This window comes from Corynebacterium lizhenjunii (assembly GCF_011038655.2).
Classification (GTDB): Bacteria; Actinomycetota; Actinomycetes; order Mycobacteriales; family Mycobacteriaceae; genus Corynebacterium; species Corynebacterium lizhenjunii.
In genome coordinates this window covers 1,009,409-1,029,008 of the sequence record NZ_CP064954.1, presented here as the reverse complement: position 1 = coordinate 1,029,008, position 19,600 = coordinate 1,009,409, and the positions used below count along the sequence as shown (strand labels likewise).

Annotated in this window: 22 protein-coding genes; 3 read left to right on the top strand and 19 right to left on the bottom strand. The window is 59.3% G+C overall.

The window, feature by feature from the left end; all coding sequences use genetic code 11:
* Window positions 1-65 precede the first annotated feature (65 nt).
* Window positions 66-2,189 carry a 1,4-alpha-glucan branching protein GlgB gene (gene glgB / locus G7Y31_RS04815; RefSeq protein ID WP_165009121.1) on the top strand — a complete coding sequence of 708 codons (2,124 nt, stop codon included), beginning with the start codon at window positions 66-68 and terminating at the stop codon, window positions 2,187-2,189.
* Window positions 2,190-2,257: 68 nt separating this feature from the next.
* Here the strand turns inward: glgB and G7Y31_RS11910 are convergent, their stop codons facing one another.
* From G7Y31_RS11910 to G7Y31_RS04790, 5 genes are all read right to left on the bottom strand, one after another.
* Complete coding sequence (locus tag G7Y31_RS11910) at window positions 2,258-2,743, bottom strand: hypothetical protein (protein ID WP_244977440.1); 486 nt, start codon at window positions 2,741-2,743, stop codon at window positions 2,258-2,260.
* Window positions 2,744-2,825: 82 nt separating this feature from the next.
* Window positions 2,826-3,095, bottom strand: coding sequence for a hypothetical protein (locus G7Y31_RS04805; protein WP_165009118.1), 270 nt, complete (start codon window positions 3,093-3,095; stop codon window positions 2,826-2,828).
* Window positions 3,096-3,290: 195 nt separating this feature from the next.
* Entirely contained in the window at window positions 3,291-3,704 is a 414-nt protein-coding gene (locus G7Y31_RS04800) for an arsenate-mycothiol transferase ArsC (protein WP_165009116.1), read from the bottom strand.
* A 69-nt stretch (window positions 3,705-3,773) separates the two neighbouring features.
* The gene (locus tag G7Y31_RS04795) at window positions 3,774-4,697 is read right to left on the bottom strand and encodes a tetratricopeptide repeat protein (RefSeq protein WP_165009114.1); all 924 of its coding nucleotides are present in this window, start codon (window positions 4,695-4,697) and stop codon (window positions 3,774-3,776) included.
* A gap of 6 nt (window positions 4,698-4,703) precedes the next feature.
* Window positions 4,704-5,015 carry an MTH1187 family thiamine-binding protein gene (locus G7Y31_RS04790; protein WP_165009111.1) on the bottom strand — a complete coding sequence of 104 codons (312 nt, stop codon included), beginning with the start codon at window positions 5,013-5,015 and terminating at the stop codon, window positions 4,704-4,706.
* Between the two features lie 89 nt (window positions 5,016-5,104).
* Between G7Y31_RS04790 and G7Y31_RS04785 the strand changes: the two genes are divergently transcribed.
* Both G7Y31_RS04785 and G7Y31_RS04780 read left to right on the top strand, forming a co-directional pair.
* On the top strand, window positions 5,105-6,679 hold the full coding sequence (locus G7Y31_RS04785) for a class I SAM-dependent DNA methyltransferase (protein WP_165009109.1): 1,575 nt from the start codon (window positions 5,105-5,107) through the stop codon (window positions 6,677-6,679).
* Between the two features lie 2 nt (window positions 6,680-6,681).
* Window positions 6,682-7,836: a restriction endonuclease subunit S gene (locus G7Y31_RS04780; RefSeq protein ID WP_165009107.1), complete on the top strand. Its 1,155-nt coding sequence runs from the start codon at window positions 6,682-6,684 to the stop codon at window positions 7,834-7,836.
* A gap of 267 nt (window positions 7,837-8,103) precedes the next feature.
* Here the strand turns inward: G7Y31_RS04780 and G7Y31_RS04775 are convergent, their stop codons facing one another.
* From G7Y31_RS04775 to G7Y31_RS04710, 14 genes are all read right to left on the bottom strand, one after another.
* Complete coding sequence (locus G7Y31_RS04775) at window positions 8,104-8,436, bottom strand: DUF3024 domain-containing protein (RefSeq protein ID WP_165009105.1); 333 nt, start codon at window positions 8,434-8,436, stop codon at window positions 8,104-8,106.
* Between the two features lie 60 nt (window positions 8,437-8,496).
* Window positions 8,497-8,697, bottom strand: a complete 201-nt coding sequence (locus G7Y31_RS04770; protein ID WP_165009103.1) for a hypothetical protein — start codon at window positions 8,695-8,697, stop codon at window positions 8,497-8,499.
* 70 nt (window positions 8,698-8,767) lie between these two features.
* On the bottom strand, window positions 8,768-9,460 hold the full coding sequence (gene nucS, locus G7Y31_RS04765; protein ID WP_165009101.1) for an endonuclease NucS: 693 nt from the start codon (window positions 9,458-9,460) through the stop codon (window positions 8,768-8,770).
* A 42-nt stretch (window positions 9,461-9,502) separates the two neighbouring features.
* On the bottom strand, window positions 9,503-10,042 hold the full coding sequence (locus G7Y31_RS04760) for a DUF2550 domain-containing protein (protein ID WP_244977439.1): 540 nt from the start codon (window positions 10,040-10,042) through the stop codon (window positions 9,503-9,505).
* Window positions 10,043-10,229: 187 nt separating this feature from the next.
* A complete protein-coding gene (locus tag G7Y31_RS04755; RefSeq protein WP_165009099.1) occupies window positions 10,230-10,601 on the bottom strand; it encodes a F0F1 ATP synthase subunit epsilon in 372 nt (123 codons plus the stop codon).
* Window positions 10,602-10,611: 10 nt separating this feature from the next.
* Window positions 10,612-12,060 (bottom strand): F0F1 ATP synthase subunit beta, encoded by a 1,449-nt coding sequence (gene atpD, locus G7Y31_RS04750; RefSeq protein WP_165009097.1) that lies wholly within the window; start codon window positions 12,058-12,060, stop codon window positions 10,612-10,614.
* 3 nt (window positions 12,061-12,063) lie between these two features.
* On the bottom strand, window positions 12,064-13,032 hold the full coding sequence (locus G7Y31_RS04745) for a F0F1 ATP synthase subunit gamma (RefSeq protein WP_165009095.1): 969 nt from the start codon (window positions 13,030-13,032) through the stop codon (window positions 12,064-12,066).
* A gap of 59 nt (window positions 13,033-13,091) precedes the next feature.
* The gene (gene atpA, locus G7Y31_RS04740; protein WP_165009093.1) at window positions 13,092-14,732 is read right to left on the bottom strand and encodes a F0F1 ATP synthase subunit alpha; all 1,641 of its coding nucleotides are present in this window, start codon (window positions 14,730-14,732) and stop codon (window positions 13,092-13,094) included.
* 51 nt (window positions 14,733-14,783) lie between these two features.
* A complete protein-coding gene (locus tag G7Y31_RS04735; RefSeq protein WP_165009091.1) occupies window positions 14,784-15,602 on the bottom strand; it encodes a F0F1 ATP synthase subunit delta in 819 nt (272 codons plus the stop codon).
* Between the two features lie 6 nt (window positions 15,603-15,608).
* A complete protein-coding gene (locus G7Y31_RS04730; RefSeq protein WP_165009089.1) occupies window positions 15,609-16,181 on the bottom strand; it encodes a F0F1 ATP synthase subunit B in 573 nt (190 codons plus the stop codon).
* A gap of 49 nt (window positions 16,182-16,230) precedes the next feature.
* Window positions 16,231-16,473, bottom strand: a complete 243-nt coding sequence (locus tag G7Y31_RS04725; protein WP_165009087.1) for an ATP synthase F0 subunit C — start codon at window positions 16,471-16,473, stop codon at window positions 16,231-16,233.
* A gap of 108 nt (window positions 16,474-16,581) precedes the next feature.
* Complete coding sequence (atpB, locus tag G7Y31_RS04720) at window positions 16,582-17,379, bottom strand: F0F1 ATP synthase subunit A (RefSeq protein ID WP_165009084.1); 798 nt, start codon at window positions 17,377-17,379, stop codon at window positions 16,582-16,584.
* A 492-nt stretch (window positions 17,380-17,871) separates the two neighbouring features.
* Window positions 17,872-18,339, bottom strand: coding sequence for a Cg1360 family ATP-synthase-associated protein (locus G7Y31_RS04715; RefSeq protein WP_165009082.1), 468 nt, complete (start codon window positions 18,337-18,339; stop codon window positions 17,872-17,874).
* A gap of 83 nt (window positions 18,340-18,422) precedes the next feature.
* Window positions 18,423-19,598, bottom strand: a complete 1,176-nt coding sequence (locus G7Y31_RS04710) for an MraY family glycosyltransferase (protein ID WP_165009080.1) — start codon at window positions 19,596-19,598, stop codon at window positions 18,423-18,425.
* Window positions 19,599-19,600 lie beyond the last annotated feature (2 nt).

Genomic DNA, 19,600 nt, shown 5'->3' with positions numbered 1-19,600 from the left:
GGCCAGCCGATCCCACCCAGGCACCCCCAACCCCCGTTCGCACAGCACAAGGTAGCGTTAACACCATGCACATCTCCCCCGCCGACCTCGACCGCCTCAACGCCTGCACCCACCACGCCCCGCATGATGTCTACGGCTGGCACCACGGGGTGGTGCGCACCCGCAAACCGGGCGCCGAGCTAGTAGAGCTCGTCACCGCCGCCGCAACAGTGCCCATGCAGCCCCAGGGCCACGACATCTGGGCCGCACCTTTGGACCAAGGGCAGGACTATCGTCTTCGCATCACCTACCCCGGCCAGCCACCGCGCGAGGTTGCCGATGGCTACCACTTCCTGCCCACCCTAGGGGAGATGGACCTCCACCTCATCGCCGAAGGCCGCCATGAACGCCTGTGGGAGGTCCTCGGCGCCAATCTACGCAGCTATGACACAGACTTAGGCACCGTAGAAGGCGTCTCGTTCGCCGTGTGGGCACCGAATGCCCGCGGCGTGGCTGTGGTGGGTGATTTCTGCGGCTGGAACCCCACCCAATACCCCCTGCGCAGCCTGGGCTCATCGGGGATCTGGGAGGTCTTTGTCCCGGGGATCGGCCCCGGGGAGCGCTACAAGTTTGCCATCCAGACCCAACACGCCGGGCGCATAGACAAAGCCGACCCCTTGGCCAAGGCCACCACCTGCCCGCCAGAGACTGACTCCGTGGTCGCCCATTCCACCTACCAGTGGCAAGACTCCCAGTGGCTCCAGGAGCGTACCGGAGCCTTAGACGTCCCGGTAAATATCTACGAGCTCCACATCGGTTCTTGGAAGCAGAATTGCACCTACAACCAGCTGCGTGAAGAGCTCATCCCCTACTTGCAGGAGCACCACTTCACCCATGTGGAGTTCCTGCCGGTGGCAGAACACCCCTTTGGGGGTTCTTGGGGCTACCAGGTATCTGGTTACTACGCCCCCACCGCACGTTGGGGAAGCCCGGATGAGCTCAAGGCGCTCATTGATGCCCTGCATAACGCGGGCATCGGCGTGATTGTGGACTGGGTTCCCGGCCACTTCCCCAAGGACCAATTTGCCCTGGGGCGCTTCGATGGCCAGGCGCTCTACGAGCACCCGGACCCGCGCCGCGGTGAACAGCCCGACTGGGGCACCTACGTGTTCAATTTCGGGCGCAATGAGGTCCGTAACTTCCTGGTGGCCAACGCCTTGTACTGGGCAGAAGAGTTCCACGTCGATGGCCTGCGGGTCGACGCCGTAGCCTCCATGCTCTACCTGGACTACTCCCGCCATGATTGGCTGCCCAACATCCACGGCGGGCGTGAACACCTCGAAGCCGTGCAGTTCCTGCAGGAGACTAATGCCACGGTGCACCGCACCCACCCCGGGGTGTGGACCATCGCGGAAGAATCCACCTCCTGGCCAGGGGTTACCGCCCCCACTTCTGAGGGCGGGCTGGGCTTTGACCTGAAGTGGAACATGGGGTGGATGAATGACACCCTCCAGTACTTCCACCGCGAACCCATCCACCGCAGCCACCACCACGGCGAGATTACGTTTTCTATGGTCTACGCCTACTCAGAGCGCTACGTGCTGCCCTTTAGCCATGATGAGGTAGTCCACGGCAAAGGCACCATCTGGTCGCGCCAGCCCGGCGATGACTGGAATATCGCCGCCGGCGTGCGTGCCCTCTACGCTTACATGTTCTCCCACCCCGGCAAGAACCTGCTATTCATGGGCCAAGAATTTGGACAAACCACCGAGTGGAATGAGTCCACCTCTGTGGACTGGGCCAATCTGGAGGGCTGGGGCGGCGAGTGGCACCGCGGCATCAAGCGCCTGGTACGCGACTTGGGCGCTGTCTACACCTCCACCCCAGCATTGTGGCAGCGTGACTTTGATGCTTCTGGTTTCCACTGGGTGCTTGCCGATGCCGCCTCCGCCAACGTCCTTGCCTACGAGCGCTACGGCGACGATGGTTCTGCCCTACTTGCCGTGGTCAACCTTTCCGGATCCTCCCACCTGGATTTTGCCCTTAACCCCACCCGCCCGGGCACGTGGGAGTTAGTGCTCAATACTGACGATGCCGTCTATGAAGGCGCCGGCAATGACCTGCCCCGCCACGTCCACTCCAACGAGCACGGCCTGCGCCTACACCTTCCAGCCAACTCCGTGCAGTGGTACGCCTACCGCGGCGAATAACTAGCCCTGGCCGGCGCGGCCGCCACCTGGCCGCGCCTTAACACCAACCAATCTCGATTTAATTGGTCTTAAACCGTAAGCGGACGGCCATAGTTAATATTTTCATTGGTCTTATCTCGAAAAGGTGCCAAAAGGTAGCGGCTTTCCCATGGGCAAGGGACCCTCCACAAGTAGAAACCATTGCCTATATATCCGTCTTCACGTTGTGCTGCTTCTGCTTCAGGCTGAGGACGTACAACACCTTTAAAACTCTCCGGAATTATGGCCCTGCGGCCAACTGGATCGGTCCACTGGAAATCATTATCCCAGCTTTCGTTGAAACTACAACCATCGAAATAAACGATTACTTCACCCGGTACGTTCGAAGACTGAGACGACCCTTCTAGCGGAATTTCTTCATACCAAATATCATGGTCAATCTTTTTCCCTTCATCGATCCAATCGAGAATTTCTTTCTCATCAAAACTAGCGCCCGCCAAAATCTGTAGTGCCGTACCGGGAGAGTCTATAAAGAAGCGTTTAACATAGGCGAGGTATATATGAGATGGGTACATTGATCTTGAATCTCCTCCGTTAATCGTTGCCAGGAATCTTACAGCCGACTCAATGCAATGGTACGCCTACTGCGGCGAATAACTAGCCCTGTCCGGCGCGGCCGCTACCTGACCGCGCCTTAACACCAACCATCAACAGCACCACGCCGTACATAGCCACGCTCGCCACGGAAAGCACATCGATCCAGCTGGAATCCCACCCACACAAAAGGGCCAACAAGAGCACAGCCGCGAAGCCGGTAGCGACTACTGCTACACCAAACACCCACCTTGCAGTGGTCTGTCGGCGCGCATAGAGCAATCCCCACGTGATGATCGGCAAGCCAATTATCGTGACCAAGGATCCTGGCACTTCCGAATCTCCTTCCGCTTACTCGTCTTCAGCACCTAGTGGCATACGGGATCAGCACCTATCGGCATGAGGGAACAGAGGACTAGGATTTCGAACCTCGCCCTCACTATAGGGAACAATGCCCTAAAAGTCTAGAGTGATGTCAGTCTCATTCAGTGCCGATTCCCGCAGCTGGGCACCCGGCCCGCTGAGGAATTAGTTCTGCGGCTCCAAGCGGGCGATGAGGTCACGCACCCGGGCGTCTAGATCGTCGCGCAATTGGTCCATGCGCTGCTCGCCCTCTACTCCCCGCGAAGAAGGATCTTCGATGTCCCAGCGCTCCACGTTATCCGGGGTGGTGTCGTAGTCCGCGCCACCGACGATGATGACGCGGTCGGCTTGGGCTGCCCAAGCGGCATCAACAGGCTCCGGGATCCCCTGGGACATATCCGCCCCACAGCGAGCCAGGGACTGAGCGGCTTCGGGGTTAACATCGCCAGGCTCCCCGACCTGATCGACCTGCACGCCCGCGGAGCGGATCTCCCACTCCGGGGCGTGCTTGGCGGCCAGGGCGGCGGCCATCTGGGACTTACCGCGATTGGTGTTACAGACAAAGAGTACGGAGGTCATGTCGTTGCATTCTACGCACACTGTCCTGCCTGCAGCAGCAAACCGTGCCTCTGCCAATGCTGCGCAGTGCTAGTAAAGGGCACTAGCCAGTTGCGTGCGCGCAGCCAGCACCCGGGGATCACCGGCATCGAAGAGCCCAAAGAGCTCAAGTAAGCGCTCGCGCACCAGGGCTTTATCGTCGCCTGCGGCAGCCTTCATGGACTCGATGAGGCGGGCGAAGGCCTTTTCCGGTACTCCGGCGACCACTTCGGCATCGGCGGCGGCCATCTGAGCCTGCGGCGAAGGATCCTGCTCTGCAGCTGCTAGCGGGTCCTCAATCCCGGAAATTCGCTGGAGCAAACGCGTGGTATCACGCGCCTGCTTAACCTCTGTGGCCTGGGGGTCATCGGCCAGAATCTGATCGTAGACGGCAATCGCGGCATCGAAGTCGCCAGCATTCAGTGCCTCTTCGGCCTGCGTCACGCGCGGGTCCAGCTCCTCTTCCGGCGCACCCGGCTGTGCGGCTTCCGCGTCCGGAATACCCGGTAGCTGCGAGCCAACCTGCTCCACCAAGGCAGCCAGCCACTGCTCCAAAGCTTCGCGCGGCTGACCACCCTCAAAGCTGGTCAAGGGTTGCCCATTGGCAACAGCCACCGTGGTGGGTAGGTTGCGCACGCCGAAGGCCTGGGCGAGCTGCGGGTGAGTATCGGCGTCAATGTAGCCCACGATAAAGCGCAGCCCACCAGCAGCGGCCAGCTGCTCAAAGTCGCTCTTTAGCTGCTCCGACTGCGGGGAGCGCGCCGTGCCAATCAGTACAATCACTGGCACTTGGGCACTGCGGCGAACCAGGGCGTCCTCAAAATTGCTGTCATCGACTGCGAAGAAGGGTGCCACCCCGCCATTGCCGGCGGTGCTGGTGGCGGGGGCATCGGCAGACGCACCACGGGCTTGGCTGTTGGCCTTGAGCTGGCCCAAGTCCAAGGCACCGCCTACAAAACGCTGTGGAATAGTCATGGGTGCTTAGACCTCCCCGTTTGCCAGGTGCTCTTCGACAGACTGGACCTTTTGGGTCAGCTGGCCGGTGACCCCTTCGCGAATATCGGCCTTAATCACCAAGGACGTGCGCGGGGAGACCGCCCGGACAGCATCCGTGGCTTCCTTGATCACCGCAAAGACCTCATCCCATTCCCCCTCAATGATGGTGAACATCGCATTCGTCTCATTAGGCAGACCCGAAGCACGCACCACCTTCACCGCTGCAGCAACAGCCGCGGACATTTCCGCTGAGGCGTCCGGCACAATGGTTGGGGCAACTGAAAACGCAACAATCATGCCGGACAGTCTACCCGGCTGCGCCAGAACCTAGCTGCTGGGCAGCGTCTATCCCTTTCATGTCCGGGGTTCGGCTTATGCTGGTGGGCATGATTACTGGTGCCTTGAAGAACAGCGTTGACCGCATCTGGGATACCTTTTGGTCTGGGGGTATTTCTAACCCGATTTCGGTGATCGAGCAGTTCACCTACCTGCTGTTCATCCGGGAGTTAGATACCCGTCAGGCTTATATTGATACCCGCCGCAACCTAGGCGACCCCACCGCCACCCAAGACATTTTTGATGCCTCCCAGCAGCACCTACGTTGGCGCAACCTGATTGAGGACGCCGACCTTTCCCGACGTAAAGCTACCATCACTGCAGAGGTCTTCCCGTTTATCAAAACCATGGGTGGGCATGGTTTCCAACAACACATGGCTAATGCCTCCTTCGACATTGAATCAGAAGCGACCTTAGGCCGGGTGATGGAACTTATCGACGCCCTAGAGTTCGCCAATAAAGACATCGCCGGCGATCTCTATGAATACATGCTGGACAAACTGTCTACCTCGGGAACCAATGGGCAGTTCCGTACCCCCAGCCACATCATCGAACTACTGGTAGCTTTGATGGCCCCAACCCCGTCCCTGCGCATTATTGACCCCGCCTGTGGCACCGCAGGGTTCCTCGTAGCGGCCAATGATTGGATTAAAACCCACCACCAGGACCAGTTGTTTGATAAACCCACCCGGGATACCTTCCTGGAGCAGGGGTTGACGGGGTTTGATTTTGATAAAACCATGGTGCGTATCGCGGCGATGAATATGTTCATGCATGGTTTTGACGAACCTGCCATCGCCTACCAAGATTCCCTCACCCATCTTGATGCCGAGCATTTTGGGGCCTATGACCTTATTTTGGCTAATCCCCCCTTTGCTGGAAGCCTGGATAAAGACGCCATCGACCCAGCACTCAAATCTGCCACCACGGCGAAGAAAACTGAGCTGTTATTCCTCCACCGTTTTCTGCAACTGCTCAAGCCTGGTGGGCGGGCAGCTGTGATTGTGCCTGAGGGTGTGCTGTTTGGTTCCACCAAGGCGCACAAAGTCTTGCGCCAACACTTAGTTGAGGACCAGCGCCTAGATGCAGTCATCAAACTACCCTCCGGGGTGTTCAAGCCTTACTCCGGGGTCTCGACTGCGATTGTGTGTTTTACCCGGACTGATTCTGGTGGCACGGACCAGGTGTGGTTTTATGATGTCACTGCTGATGGGTACTCGTTGGATGATAAGCGCACCCCGTTGCTAGAGGCCCGCCTGTTGGGCCCGGCACCGGTTTCGCATATTCAGGATCTTGATGACCCAGACCTTGCTGCTGACCCCCACCCGGTGACCCTGACTACGGAACAAGCAGCACTCAATAACCTGCCGGACGTGGTGGCCCGCTGGCATGAACGCACCACCACCGAACGGGACCGAGCACGCACCGAGTACTCGTTTACTGTGCCGAGGGAAGAGATCGCTGCTGCCGGGTATGACTTGTCGATGAACCGGTACAAAGAAATCATCCTGGAGGCCACCGAGACCCGCGACCCGCTAGAAATCATCGCCGAGATCGAAGCCCTCGACCACAACATCGCCGCCGGCCTGGCCAAACTGAAGACCATGCTCACGGAAGGCAAATAACCATGACCACCACACAGCACGACTGGCCCATGGTGAAGCTCGTGGACGTATGCGACATATCGATTGGAAAAACACCGTCACGAAAGAATCCGGCGTATTGGGGTTCCGGTCATCCCTGGTTGTCGATTAAGGACATGAACCAGGGCAGTGCACTTTCCAGCACTGCAGAGCAGATCACTGATCTCGCTGTCGAAGAGACTCGACCGCGGCTGTGTGACCCAGGTACCGTACTCTTTTCTTTTAAGCTCACCATCGGGAAAGTCGGCATATCAAAGATTCCCCTGTACACCAACGAGGCAATCGCGGCGCTTCTGCCCAAAGATAGAGCCTCCTTGTCCAATGGCTATCTGTTCCATGCAATGAGTCACTACGGTGCCAACCTCGAAGGTAGCCGAGCTGTGATGGGCCAAACCCTCAACAAGAAAACACTGGGGCAGGTTGAGTTCCCCCTCCCACCGCTGGAGGAACAACACCGCATCGCAAAAATCCTGAATGGGGTTGCAGCTGTGGAAGCTAAGGTCGCAGCGCAGAAGAACGTGCTCGCAGCTCTCCTTGGACCAGTGCTTGCTAGGGCTTCGCGTGGTGCAGATAAAAAGCGGCTCGAAGAAATCGCTAGGGTTGGTACTGGGGCAACGCCCAGCAGAAAGATCCCTGGAAATTTCACAGGCACTATACCTTGGGTGAAAACTACAGAGGTCAACGGCAGAGTCATTACTCATACGGAGGAACACATCAGCCAAGAAGCTTTGCAACATTCGAGCTGCAAATTGAATCGGATCGGATCCTCAATTGTTGCTATGTATGGTCAAGGAGCCACACGAGGCCGCGCGGGTATGTTGGTGATCGAAGCTGCTACCAATCAGGCCTGCGCGGTTGTATCCCCTCATCAACAAGCCGACGACTACTACGTATTCAAGTGCTTGGTGAATAGCTACGAGGACTTGCGTGGACTGGGACGTGGCGGTACACAACCAAACTTGAATTTATCGCTGGTCAAGAGCTTTGAAATACCATTTCCGCGGGCTGCGGATAGGTCGTGGGCAACTGAGATTTTGCAATGCGCCGATAGCATCGACAATCAATTGGACAGAACCCTTAAACTGATGAGCGAGCTGAAGAATGCCCTTGCCACCCGCGCGTTCCAAGGCGAGCTTTGATGCCCCGCGTGCAGGTGACGGTGCATTCCCGATGCGAACACGCTAGATTCCGCCCATGGGTGGGGAGAGCCTTGGGCGGCGGAAATGCGTCACGTTGCCGCGAGCGAAAGCGCGAGGCGCAGAGATTGCGACTTTCGGGCTCAAGCCCAATCGAGCGATCCCGTTCCAGGCCAGTGGTGCGGTGAGCTGTAAGACGAGGGAGGGAGAAGGGGCATCGGCAGGCTAAGGCCCCGCCGGAACGGGCCGGACTGCGTCAGGCTTAACCCCTTAGCCAAAGAAGATGGGGTCGTCAGTATTATCCAAGTAGTCGAGTATCGACTGAACATCCTGCGTTGGCGGGAAGTAATCGTACTCATGGAACTTGAGGTTCCGGTCACGCCAGTACAGGCTCCACAGACGAGTTGTCGCGGTATAACGCAGCCTGGCGATGGGAAAACGGGTTGGATCTCCTTCCCCATCCCAAGGCGGTCGGACTTCCACAATAGTGACGTGGCGATTAGTAACGTCCGCCTCCAACTTAACCTGATCCCACAGGTGCTCCGGGACCTTCTTCTTACACCAGCGCTTAATGCGCGCGACATCTAACTCAGAAATGGCCATGGCTGAAGTTTAGCGAGCCCGGAATGCTGATTTGAGCAGCCACCAGCAAGTGTCCAAGTCCTACTGACGCGACAGGAGTTTCGCCACGCCCAACATAATGGCGAAGCCCCCGAGGAAGGTGACAGTCCACAGCAAGCCGAACTCAAGCATCGCATAACCGAACTCCTTGGCGGAGTCCAGCGCAAAATAAGGCTTAGCAGACGTGACAGAAATGAGGAACGACATGCAGATTGCCATGGCGAAGATCGAAGAGGTCTTCATTGTTCTTACCTTTCGTTGATTGAGAACAAGGAACGATTGTTGGGAACAGCGGCGAGTGTAGCACAAATCACTAGAAAAGGCGGAGCTCGTTACTTTCAATACCGCGCAGATCTTGGTAGTCAAGCACAACACAGCGGATGCCGCGGTCCTCTGCGAGGGTGCGGGCCTGGGGCTTGATTTCCTGGGCGGCAAAGACTCCGGAGACGGGTTTGAGCAGTTCATCGCGATTGAGCAGCTCGAGGTAGCGGGACAATTGCTCCACGCCGTCAATCCCGCCACGGCGTTTGATCTCGACGGCGACGTGCTGGCCTGCGGCGTCGCGGGCCATGAGGTCGACTGGACCAATTGCGGTGGGGTATTCGCGGCGCACCAGGGTGTAGCCCTCCCCCAACGTGGTGATGTGCTCCGCCAATAGCGCCTGGAGGTGTGCCTCCACGCCATCTTTGACCAGGCCCGGGTCCTCGCCCAGAGCGACCTCGATGTCATGATGGACTTCGGTCAAAGTGATGCGCAGCTGCTCCCCTTTCGGGTTTTCCACCAGCCACAAGACCTCACCGGTGTCTTCGCCATCTAGGTCCGTAATGGCGGACTCGGTCAGCGTGCACGGGGGCGTCATCCAATTCAAAGGCTTATACGCGCGATCATCGGCGTGAATGGACACAGAGCCATCAGCTTTAACAAGCAAGAGTCGATTCGCGGACGGAAGGTGGGCATCCACACGGCCAACATAATCCACTGAGCACTGGGCGATGACTAAACGCATGTCCTCTACCCTAGCGGCAGGCTGGGGCATGGACCAAAGGGATTACTGGCGGCGCTTGCTGCGCTCCATGCGCTCGCGCAAGACCTTGGCGTCCGCGCGCTCCTGACGCCGCGACGGTGCAGACTCCACCCACGCCTGGAGGGCCATGGCGCCGCGCTGATCAAGAGCGAACTCAAAATGCCGATCCCCAGCGGCAATCTCCACAGCGTTAGTGGCATCGGGCATAAAAGAAGCCTCTTCGTCATCAAGGGTACGAGTACCAACAATTGAGACGTCGAGGCGCGGGATTTTCAGGTCAGGAGCAGGCCACAGCGAACGAAGCTTAAAGCACTCCATATGCTCCCCCGTATATCGCACAATGCCATGGCGCCAGCTGTAGCTATCCTTGGCGGGCAACTCGCGCACCAACACCTGGGCGCCGGAAGAGCGAAGTTTAACAAAGCGGACCGCGGCTAGCCCACCGGCAACCACAAGCACTGCGAGAGCAATCCAGAAGACCACCACTGCGGGGGAAATCACGCGCATGCCACCTTCTTCCTTGACCGACAGCGCCTCCCGCAAGAAACGCTGTTGACTGACCAATAAGACGTTACTTTAGCGCGCCAGGGGCAGACAATGCCAACGCAAGCGGGGGCATCGGCAAGCAAAGACAAAGCCGCGCCCCGCTGAACCTTTCCATCACAGCGATGGTTGAGGTTTGCGGGGCGCGGCGGAAGTCAGAGCAGGAAGGGCATGCTACTGCCCTCGGCCTCTCTTAGCCAAGCGGACCTTAGTCCTCCTTGGCGCGACGGATGGCACGCAGGCCAGCCTCGCCACGGGATGCCGTGAGGGCATCGGAAGAAGCAGCGTCCTGCTCAGCCTGGGCGGGATCGACCTCATCGGCCCACACTGCCCAGTCTGCAAGGACGGTGACCTTCTCCGCGGTCACAGAGAGGAAGCCACCCTGAACGGCAGCGACACGGCGCTCGCCATTAACCGGGCGGATGGACACAACGCCATTGTCAACCAATTGGCCGACCATGGGCTCGTGGCCAGGAAGCACGCCGATCTCACCCTCAGTGGTCTCGGCCCTGACGCCAGTGGCCCGACCGGACCACAGCATGCGCTCGACGGAAACCAGTTCCACGGTGATGTCAGCCATGTGCCACTCCCTACTTCTTCTCAGTCAGCTTCTTGTAGGCTGCCTCGACATCGTCCAAGCCACCCAGGCCGTTGAAGGCCTGCTCCGGGTAGTGGTCGAATTCGCCGTTGCAGATACGCTCGAAGGCATCAATGGTCTCGGTCAGCGGGACGTAGGAGCCCGGCAGGCCGGTGAACTTCTCCGCAACGAAGAAGTTCTGGCCCAGGAAGCGCTCGATACGACGTGCACGCTGCACGGTGATCTTGTCTTCCTCAGACAGCTCGTCCATACCCAGGATGGCGATGATGTCCTGCAGTTCCTTGTTCTTCTGCAGAATACCGATCACGCGCTGGGCGACCTCGTAGTGGCGCTCGCCAACAATCGACGGCTCGAGGATACGAGAAGTCGAGGTCAGCGGGTTCACTGCCGGGTAAATACCCTTGGAGGCAATACCACGGTCCAACTCGGTGGTGGCATCCAGGTGGGCGAAGGTGGTTGCCGGAGCCGGGTCGGTGTAGTCATCCGCAGGCACGTAGACGGCCTGCAGAGAGGTAATCGACTTGCCCTTGGTGGAGGTAATACGCTCCTGCAGCACACCCATCTCATCAGCCAAGGTCGGCTGGTAACCCACTGCGGAAGGCATACGGCCCAGCAGGGTGGAGACCTCAGAACCGGCCTGGGTGAAGCGGAAGATGTTGTCGATGAACAGCAGCACGTCCTGGTTCTGCACATCGCGGAAGTACTCCGCCATGGTCAGGCCGGACAGGGCCACGCGCATACGCACTCCTGGCGGCTCGTCCATCTGGCCGAACACTAGCGCCGTGTCCTGGAGAACGCCCATCTCTTCCATTTCTAGGAAGAGGTCGGTGCCCTCACGGGTACGCTCACCCACGCCGGCGAACACGGAAGTACCGGAGAACTCGCGAGCGATACGGGTAATCATTTCCTGGATAAGCACGGTCTTGCCCACGCCGGCGCCGCCGAACAGGCCGATCTTGCCGCCCTTAACGTACGGGGTCAACAGGTCGATGACCTTGATGCCGGTCTCCAGGATCTCGGTCTTGCCTTCCAGCTGGTCGAATGCCGGTGGCTCGCGGTGGATGCCCCACTGCTCGCCGTCACGGCCCAGGCCCGGCTGGTCCAGGCAGTCGCCCAGGGCATTGAAGACGTGGCCCTTGACCACATCGCCCACCGGCACCGAAATCGGCTTACCGGTGTCTACGACCTCGGCGCCACGGACGAGGCCGTCGGTCGGTGCCATGGACACAGTACGGACGAGGTTGTCACCGAGGTGCTGAGCGACCTCGAGGGTGACAGTCTTTGCAACAGCCTCCAGGCTGATCTCGACGTGCAGTGCGTTGTACAGTGCCGGCAGTGCGCCACGCGGGAACTCCACGTCGACGACCGGACCGATGACGCGCACAACACGACCGGCAACAGCCTGGTCCTGTGCATTCTGCTCTTGCAGAGCTGTAGTCATAATCTAGTCACTTTCTGCGCTGTCAGATAGCGCACCAGCGCCACCGACAATCTCTGTAATTTCCTGGGTAATCTGCGCCTGACGGGCCTGGTTAGCCACGCGGGAAAGGTCCTTGACCAATTCCGTTGCGTTGTCAGTTGCAGACTTCATTGCGTTACGGCGTGCAGCGGACTCGGCGGCAGAAGCCTCCAAGAACATCGCGAAGAGGGTCCGCGAGACATACTGCGGCAGCAAAGCTGCCATCAGCGTGTCTGCATCGGGCTCAAACTCAAAGTCTGCGCCAACCGGGCCCTCAGGGGACTCGGTGGCAGTCTCCGGCAAGTGCATATTCTCTTCGTGAACCACCGGTACTACCGGCAGTAGCTGCTGGACGCGAGCGTTTTGCACCAGCATCGACTCAAATTCCGTGTAAACCACGTGAACCTGGTCGAAGCCGCGCACGCTGCCGTCCACGCCTTCACGCGCCTTCGACTGGCCCTGCGAGCCCGCGAGGAAGCCGTCCACAATGTGGTGGCGTACATCGTGGGTTGCTTCCCAGGACGGATCCTGAGAAAAGCCAGTCCAGCTACCAGCGATGTCAGCTTCACGGAACTTGTAGAAGCCGACTCCCTTGTTGCCAGTGACGTAGCGGACAACCTCGAGGCCCTGGCCCTTGAGCCGGGCTTCAAGCTCAGCCGCCTTCTTGAAGACGTTGTTGTTGTAGCCGCCACACATGCCGCGGTCAGAAGTGACCACGAGGATGGCTGCTACACGAGCATCAGGGTTGTCGCGCAGCATCGGGTGGTCCAGCGAGCTGGCCGAGGCCAAACGCGACATCACCCGGCTCAACTCGGTGGCGTAAGGCTGCGACGCTTCCACGCGAGCCTGCGCCTTGGTGATGCGCGAGGTAGCAATGAGCTCCTGTGCCTTGGTGATCTTCTTGGTCGAGTTCACGGACCGGATACGGTCGCGCAATTCGCGAAGATTTGCCATGGTGTTCGCTCCTCCCTTCTTTCTTTAGACGGTGTTAAGTCTCTAGCGGTGTAAGGACTTTACTTGGCCGTCTTACGGGAGACGCTGAGCTCGGTCTTGTTGTGCTCGGACTCCGCCAAAGCCTCTACCGGAGCCTCAGAGCCAATGTTGTGGCCCTCAGAGGTGCGGAAGGTCGGAGTGAAGTCCTGTGCTGCAGCAAGCAGTGCTTCCTTGGACTCATCAGACAGAGCCTGACCGCCAGCGATCTGCTCGAAGACCTGCGGCGCGTTTGCGCGCAGGTGCTCCTGCAGGTCGGTTTCAAAGCGGCGTACGTCCTCAACCGGAACGACGTCGAAGACGCCTTCGTCGGCCAGGAAGATGGACACCATCTGGTATTCCACCGGCTGCGGGGAGGACTCTGCCTGCTTGAGCAGCTCCACCAGGCGAGCACCGCGGTCCAGCTGAGCCTTGGAAGCGGCATCCAGGTCGGACGCGAAGGCGGCGAAGGCCTGCAGGTCACGGTAGGAAGCCAGGTCCAGACGCAGGTTACCGGCGACCTTCTTCATACCCTTAGTCTGTGCAGCGCCACCCACACGGGAGACGGACACACCGACGTTAATAGCCGGACGCACACCCTGGTTGAACAGGTCGGACTCCAGGAAGACCTGGCCGTCGGTAATGGAGATGACGTTGGTGGGGATAAAGGCAGACACGTCGTTTGCCTTGGTCTCGATGATCGGCAGGGCCGTCATGGAGCCAGCACCCATGTCGTCGGAAAGCTTTGCAGCACGCTCCAGCAGACGGGAGTGCAGGTAGAAGACATCGCCCGGGTAGGCCTCGCGTCCCGGCGGACGACGCAGCAACAGGGAGATAGCACGGTAGGCCTCTGCCTGCTTGGTCAGGTCATCGTAGATAACCAGGACGTGGTTGCCCTGGTACATCCAGTGCTGGCCCAGGGCGGCACCGGAGAACGGTGCCAGCCACTTGAAGCCTGCGGAGTCAGAAGCCGGAGCGGCCACGATGGTGGTGTACTCCAGTGCGCCGTGCTCTTCCAGGGTGCGGCGAACACCGGCGATGGTGGAGCCCTTCTGGCCGATGGCGACGTAGATGCAGCGGACCTGCTTATTCTTGTCGCCAGACTCCCAGTTGGCCTTCTGGTTCAGGATGGTATCAATGCAGACTGCGGTCTTACCGGTCTTGCGGTCACCAATGATCAGCTGGCGCTGACCACGGCCGATCGGGGTCATTGCGTCGATAGCCTTGATACCGGTCTGCATGGGCTCTTCCACCGGCTGGCGCTGGAGAACGGAAGGTGCCTGCAGTTCGAGGACGCGGTCCTCTTCCTTGGCAATCGGGCCCAGGCCGTCAATCGGCTGGCCCAAGGGGTTGATAACGCGGCCGAGGAATTCCTCGCCCACGGGGATGGAGAGAACCTCACCGGTCCTCTTAACCTCGTCGCCCTCCTTGAGGGTCTCAAAGTTACCCAGGACCACAACACCGATGGAATTGGTGTCGAGGTTCTGCGCGACGCCGATGACGCCGCCCGGGAACTCGAGAAGTTCGTTAGCCATTACGGAAGGCAGGCCAGAGACCTGTGCAATACCGTCGGCTGCAGAGATAACCACGCCGGTCTCCTCACGGGAGGCCTCCGCGGAGTAGCTCGAGGTGTAGTTCGCAATCGCGCTACGGATCTCATCAGAGGAGATCGTCAGCTCCGCCATGTTGTTCCTACTCTCGTAAATGTTTATGTGCTTGAAAAGTAAAGTCGCTTGCTACTTCGACAGTGCGGTACGTAATCGTGCGATCTTGCCCGCGGTCGAACCGTCAATAACTTCGTCGCCGACGCGAATAACCATGCCACCAAGCAGGCTGGAATCAACCTCAGAGTGGATGGACATTGCGCGACCGTAAATCGTGCCCAGCTTCTCAGCAAGCACGGCCTGCTGGCCCTCGTTCATCTGCCCCGCGGTGGTCACAAACGCAATCTCGCGTCCCTGCAGCTGCGCTGCAGTAGATGCCAGGCTGGCAATATCGACCACTGGGTTGCGCTCCGGGCGAGCAATCGTCTGCAGCGCCAGAGCTTCAGTGAACATGGTGACCTTGCCGTAGAGCACATTAGCCAACAGGTTGCGCTTGCGTGCGGATTCGGCGTTGCGGTCGGTGAGCAACTGAGTCAAATGGCTCTCGCGGTCCAAAATGCGCGACAGACGGAAAAGCTCGTCTTCGACTTGACCCAGCTGTCCCTGTGCCTCGGCACCGCGCAGCAGTGCGCGGCGGCCCAGAAATACCAGTGCATTGACAATATCGCGCGTGCTGGACCACTGCTGGCCGGCTACTTCTTCCAGCAGGCGGGCTGCCGGAATGGACAGCTTAGAGCCGAAGAGCTCCTTGACCAGTGCCTTGCGTGCGGAGGGTGCAGAGCCATTATCGGCCAGTGCTACCCGCAGCTCGCGGTCTGCATCGAGTACTTCGACTACCTCAAAAAGGTCCAGGCCGGTGCGTGCGGAGTCAGCAACTGCGTCGCCACCTTCCAAGAGCTGATCCAGGAAAGTGTTCGCATGTGCCAGTGCTTCGCGGCTAGCTGCCTTCATGAGTGCCTACTTTCCGGCCGGTGCCACGTGGTCGAGCTCGGACAGGAAGTTATCGATGGTAGAAGACTGCTTGGTGGACTCGGACAGTTCGCCACCCAGCAGCTTTTCTGCCAGGTTGATCGAGTTCTTTCCGATGTCTGCGCGCAGTTCGTTCACGACCTGTGCACGGGAAGCCTCCAGCTGCTTTTCGCCAGCGGCGACAATGCGACGGGACTCTTCCTCAGCCTGTGCCTTAGCTTCAGCTTCGATCTGCTTGCCGCGCTCGCGGGCCTGCTCACGGATCTCAGCGGCCTCCGCACGGGCTTCGGCAAGCTGTGCGTTGTACTTCTCAAGAGCAGCCTTTGCTTCAGCCTGCTGGGCCTCAGCGTGCTTGATGCCGCCCTCAATCCGGTCTTCGCGCTCCTGCAACATCTTCTTGTACGCCGGCAGAACTACCATGGCGAAGACAACGAGGATGATGGCGAACGGAATGAGAGACCAGACGATGTCGTATGCCTTGGGCAGGAGGATCGAGTTGCCGCCCTCGAGCGGCAGGGTCTCGTGTCCCCCCTCCGCAAGGTAAAAAATGACGTTGTTCATGGGTCTCCAGTCTGTAAAAGGTCGGATTACTTACGTAAAGCGCGCTTTATTAGAACAGGAAGCCGGCGACCAGGCCGATCAGGGCCAGGGCCTCGACGAAGGCGATACCCAGGAACATGGTGGTGCGCAGCTGGCCAGCCATCTCCGGCTGACGAGCCATGCCCTCAACGGTCTTGCCGACCAGGATGCCGATACCCAGGCCCGGGCCGATGGTGGCGATGCCGTAGCCGAGTGCGCCGAGGCCGGTGATGGTGGACTCGGAAGCTGCCTGCGCCAGGATGATCTCGTTCATGTGAAAGTCTTTCCCTTTCGAATGTTTCCCCGCCGGCGCCTTACCGGCGGGGGCGGTGTGTGGTTTGATGAGTGGGTTATTTAGTTGGCCGCGTAGTTCGCGATGTTGTTAGTGCGAGTCTGCGTGCAACGACAACTCGATGTACACCGCCGTGAGCAGAGCAAAAATGTATGCCTGCAGGAAGATGACGATGATCTCGTAAATCGTAAACAGAACCGCAGCTGCCAGCGTCAGGCCACCGACCGCAGTCCATGCATTTAACTGGAAGACGAAGAAGTTCGTCGCAGAGTAGAGCAGGACCAAGATGATGTGGCCGGCCAGGAAGTTCGCCATCAGACGAAGAGCCAGGGTGACCGGACGCAGGATGAACGTCGAGAAGAACTCGATGGGCACAACCAGCAAGTGCAGAGCCGGCGGCAGGTTAGGGATAACCACCGAGGACTTGATGTACTTGCCAAAGCCGTAACGCTTAGAACCGGCGTAAATCATGGAGATGTACGCGACAGCTGCCAAGACGATAGGCATACCAATGCGGGCGTTTGGAGAGATATTCAGGCCCGGCACGATAGTGGTGACGTTCCAGAATAAGACCGAGAAGAAGATGGCGGCGATGATCGGAAGGAACCGGCGCCCCTCCTTCTTACCCAAGATGTCTTCGGCGATGTGGATACGCACGAAGTCAATGGCGTGTTCAGCGACGTTCTGCAGACCCTTCGGCACCAGCTTGGGGTTGCGGAAGGCGACAACAAAAAGGACCACAAGCACAGCCGCCATGAGTAGGCGGACGAGCATGATGCGGTCCAGTGCGAACCACCCGTTCGCGAAATCCGCGAACAGTTGGTGGCCGTAGTATTCACCCGGGAAAAATTCTGGATCCAGTTCGGGCGCGTGGAAGCCGCCCTTCATGGCCAATGTTGTAACGCTCAGCGTTCTCTCCCGTGTTCGGGCCGTATGACTTGTCGAAGGCCATACGGTGCGATGGACGTCTCAAACTCTCTGCCACAGCTACAGACTCCGTCGCACATCAGGAAGCCATGGCAGGGATTCACCGCTACGAAATGAGCGTCTTGGGCGGGGCTGCTCAAGCTGGTTCTCACTTCGCGGTAACCCAACGCGAAATAATAGCACCCCAACAGCCATTTTTAAGCTTTACTGTTGCCCCCAAACGGCCCCCTGCACCGCAACCAACTACCCCACCCCTTCACCACGTCCATGACCTGCGAAAAGTCTACTCGTGGTTTTAGTCACAACCTGCGGTTTAGGGGATTAACGGGGGTAGATTCGCGCACAGATTTTCCACCGGTTTCCGGTCGCAAATCGGCGCCCAGCCAGGGCGCAACTTCCCCACCCGGCAAGGAGAAAATCTCCCGCAGCCGGCGTCCTAGCCGCCCACTTGGACTACGCAGACACGTACGTGACGCGGGAGGTGATTATCCCCCAGACTTCGGTACCCAGCGTGGCCACCATGGCCAGCACCACGGTAATAAACAGCGCCCAAGTGTCGTAGAAGTCCAGCCCGCGGACCACCATGAGCACCACAATCAAGACCATCAGCTTGACTAGCCAGCCTCCGAGCATCACCGCCATGGTGGTGGCCGGGGTGGAGCGTGCGGTGACCAGTGCCATGACCGCGGTCAGCAACACAAATCCCCCACCAATACCTGCCCCAATCAGCACCCCCCAGATTCCCGGAAGGCCGCGCACCCCGCCCCACACAGCCAACGAGGCAATGGTGATGGCAAGTAGCGCCGCCCCACCCAGACGAACCGCGCGGACCAGCGGACGACGGTGGTCATCGAAGTCGCTACCGGCGGTGCTGGCTGGCGTGGACTGAGGTTGAGACGTGGATGCAGAAGTGTTGTTCACAGCGTGACAGCCTACCGCATGGCATCCGGATGGCGCGGCCAGCGCAGCGAGTGCGGCTGCTACAGCCAGCGCAACCAACGCAGCTAGTGCGGCTCCGTACTAGCCACCACCCTGGTGGGCAAAGGGGTCCGCCCGATTTTGCCTTGGCGCAGTGGAATGAGCGTCATCACAAAGGCAGCCACCAGCGCCACAGCACTAAACGCCACCGCCACCCGCGTGGGCACAATGGAAAAACTCACGGCACCAAATGCCACCGCGCTGACCCACAAGTACAGCACCAACACCGTGCGCCGGTGCGTGTGCCCCAGGGAAAGCAGGCGGTGGTGAATATGGAGCTTGTCTGCAGCGAAGGGCGAGCGCCCCTGAGACACGCGGCGCACCACGGCCCACACTAAGTCCAGCACAGGCACAAAAACCGCCGCAGCCACCACGATAAACGGCGACATCAGGGCTACCATATCCACGCCGCCATAAAGCGACATGTTGATCTTGCCGGAGGCAGAGGTAGACGCCGCCGCCAGCAGCAGGCCGATGAGCATGGCACCGGAGTCCCCCATGAAGATCCGCGAGGGCTCAAAGTTGTGCGGCAAAAACCCCGCGCAGATTCCCACCAACGCCGCAGCAATAATTGCGGGAGGGTATGCCGATACCGCGCCGCCTTGATCATGGAGAACCGTCAAGGAGAACACCAAAATGGCCCCGCCGGCGATCATCCCCAGCCCGGCAGCCAGACCATCCAAGCCATCAACAAAGTTCATGGCGTTAATCAGCAGCACGGTAATAAAACCAGTCAAGATTGCAGACTGGAATTGGTCCAGAATGACTGTGGTGCCGTCCCCAAAGGGAACAAAAAGCAACGTCCACGTCAGCCCCAGGGCGGTCATAATCCCGGCAGCAGCTAACTGGCCCACCAGCTTCAACAAGGCAGAAAGCTCCAGCAGATCATCAATCACGCCCACCAACACAATGGCCAAGGCGGACCACACCACCGCGTTCATCTCCGGGGTCACCGGCAAAAACCCCCGCGTAAGCGCGGGCAGCTGAGTGGCCAAAAACACCGCAGCCAAAAATCCACAAAACATCGCCAGCCCGCCCACGCTCGGAGTGGGCTGCGAGTGCGCGTCACGGCTGCGAATCTCTGCAATCCGGCCACTGCGTACCACCGCGGAGCGCACCGCGCCTGTGGTCAGGTAAGTAATAGCAGCCGCGACCAAGATAATCAGGCCTAGCTCGCGCAGCGGGACCCCGGCACCAGTCATCA

What these genes read in the sequence shown, in the direction of transcription:
- G7Y31_RS04790 (WP_165009111.1), bottom strand. Translation starts at nt 5,015, where the DNA reads ATGATTGTTGCGTTTTCAGTTGCCCCAACCATTGTGCCGGACGCCTCA.
- nucS (WP_165009101.1), bottom strand. Translation starts at nt 9,460, where the DNA reads ATGCGTTTAGTCATCGCCCAGTGCTCAGTGGATTATGTTGGCCGTGTG.
- G7Y31_RS04780 (WP_165009107.1), top strand. Translation starts at nt 6,682, where the DNA reads ATGACCACCACACAGCACGACTGGCCCATGGTGAAGCTCGTGGACGTA.
- G7Y31_RS04800 (WP_165009116.1), bottom strand. Translation starts at nt 3,704, where the DNA reads ATGACCTCCGTACTCTTTGTCTGTAACACCAATCGCGGTAAGTCCCAG.
- G7Y31_RS04775 (WP_165009105.1), bottom strand. Translation starts at nt 8,436, where the DNA reads ATGGCCATTTCTGAGTTAGATGTCGCGCGCATTAAGCGCTGGTGTAAG.
- atpA (WP_165009093.1), bottom strand. Translation starts at nt 14,732, where the DNA reads ATGGCGGAGCTGACGATCTCCTCTGATGAGATCCGTAGCGCGATTGCG.
- glgB (WP_165009121.1), top strand. Translation starts at nt 66, where the DNA reads ATGCACATCTCCCCCGCCGACCTCGACCGCCTCAACGCCTGCACCCAC.
- G7Y31_RS04735 (WP_165009091.1), bottom strand. Translation starts at nt 15,602, where the DNA reads ATGAAGGCAGCTAGCCGCGAAGCACTGGCACATGCGAACACTTTCCTG.
- atpD (WP_165009097.1), bottom strand. Translation starts at nt 12,060, where the DNA reads ATGACTACAGCTCTGCAAGAGCAGAATGCACAGGACCAGGCTGTTGCC.
- atpB (WP_165009084.1), bottom strand. Translation starts at nt 17,379, where the DNA reads ATGAAGGGCGGCTTCCACGCGCCCGAACTGGATCCAGAATTTTTCCCG.
- G7Y31_RS04770 (WP_165009103.1), bottom strand. Translation starts at nt 8,697, where the DNA reads ATGAAGACCTCTTCGATCTTCGCCATGGCAATCTGCATGTCGTTCCTC.
- G7Y31_RS11910 (WP_244977440.1), bottom strand. Translation starts at nt 2,743, where the DNA reads ATGTACCCATCTCATATATACCTCGCCTATGTTAAACGCTTCTTTATA.
- G7Y31_RS04755 (WP_165009099.1), bottom strand. Translation starts at nt 10,601, where the DNA reads ATGGCTGACATCACCGTGGAACTGGTTTCCGTCGAGCGCATGCTGTGG.
- G7Y31_RS04795 (WP_165009114.1), bottom strand. Translation starts at nt 4,697, where the DNA reads ATGACTATTCCACAGCGTTTTGTAGGCGGTGCCTTGGACTTGGGCCAG.
- G7Y31_RS04785 (WP_165009109.1), top strand. Translation starts at nt 5,105, where the DNA reads ATGATTACTGGTGCCTTGAAGAACAGCGTTGACCGCATCTGGGATACC.
- G7Y31_RS04730 (WP_165009089.1), bottom strand. Translation starts at nt 16,181, where the DNA reads ATGAACAACGTCATTTTTTACCTTGCGGAGGGGGGACACGAGACCCTG.
- G7Y31_RS04725 (WP_165009087.1), bottom strand. Translation starts at nt 16,473, where the DNA reads ATGAACGAGATCATCCTGGCGCAGGCAGCTTCCGAGTCCACCATCACC.
- G7Y31_RS04745 (WP_165009095.1), bottom strand. Translation starts at nt 13,032, where the DNA reads ATGGCAAATCTTCGCGAATTGCGCGACCGTATCCGGTCCGTGAACTCG.
- G7Y31_RS04710 (WP_165009080.1), bottom strand. Translation starts at nt 19,598, where the DNA reads ATGACTGGTGCCGGGGTCCCGCTGCGCGAGCTAGGCCTGATTATCTTG.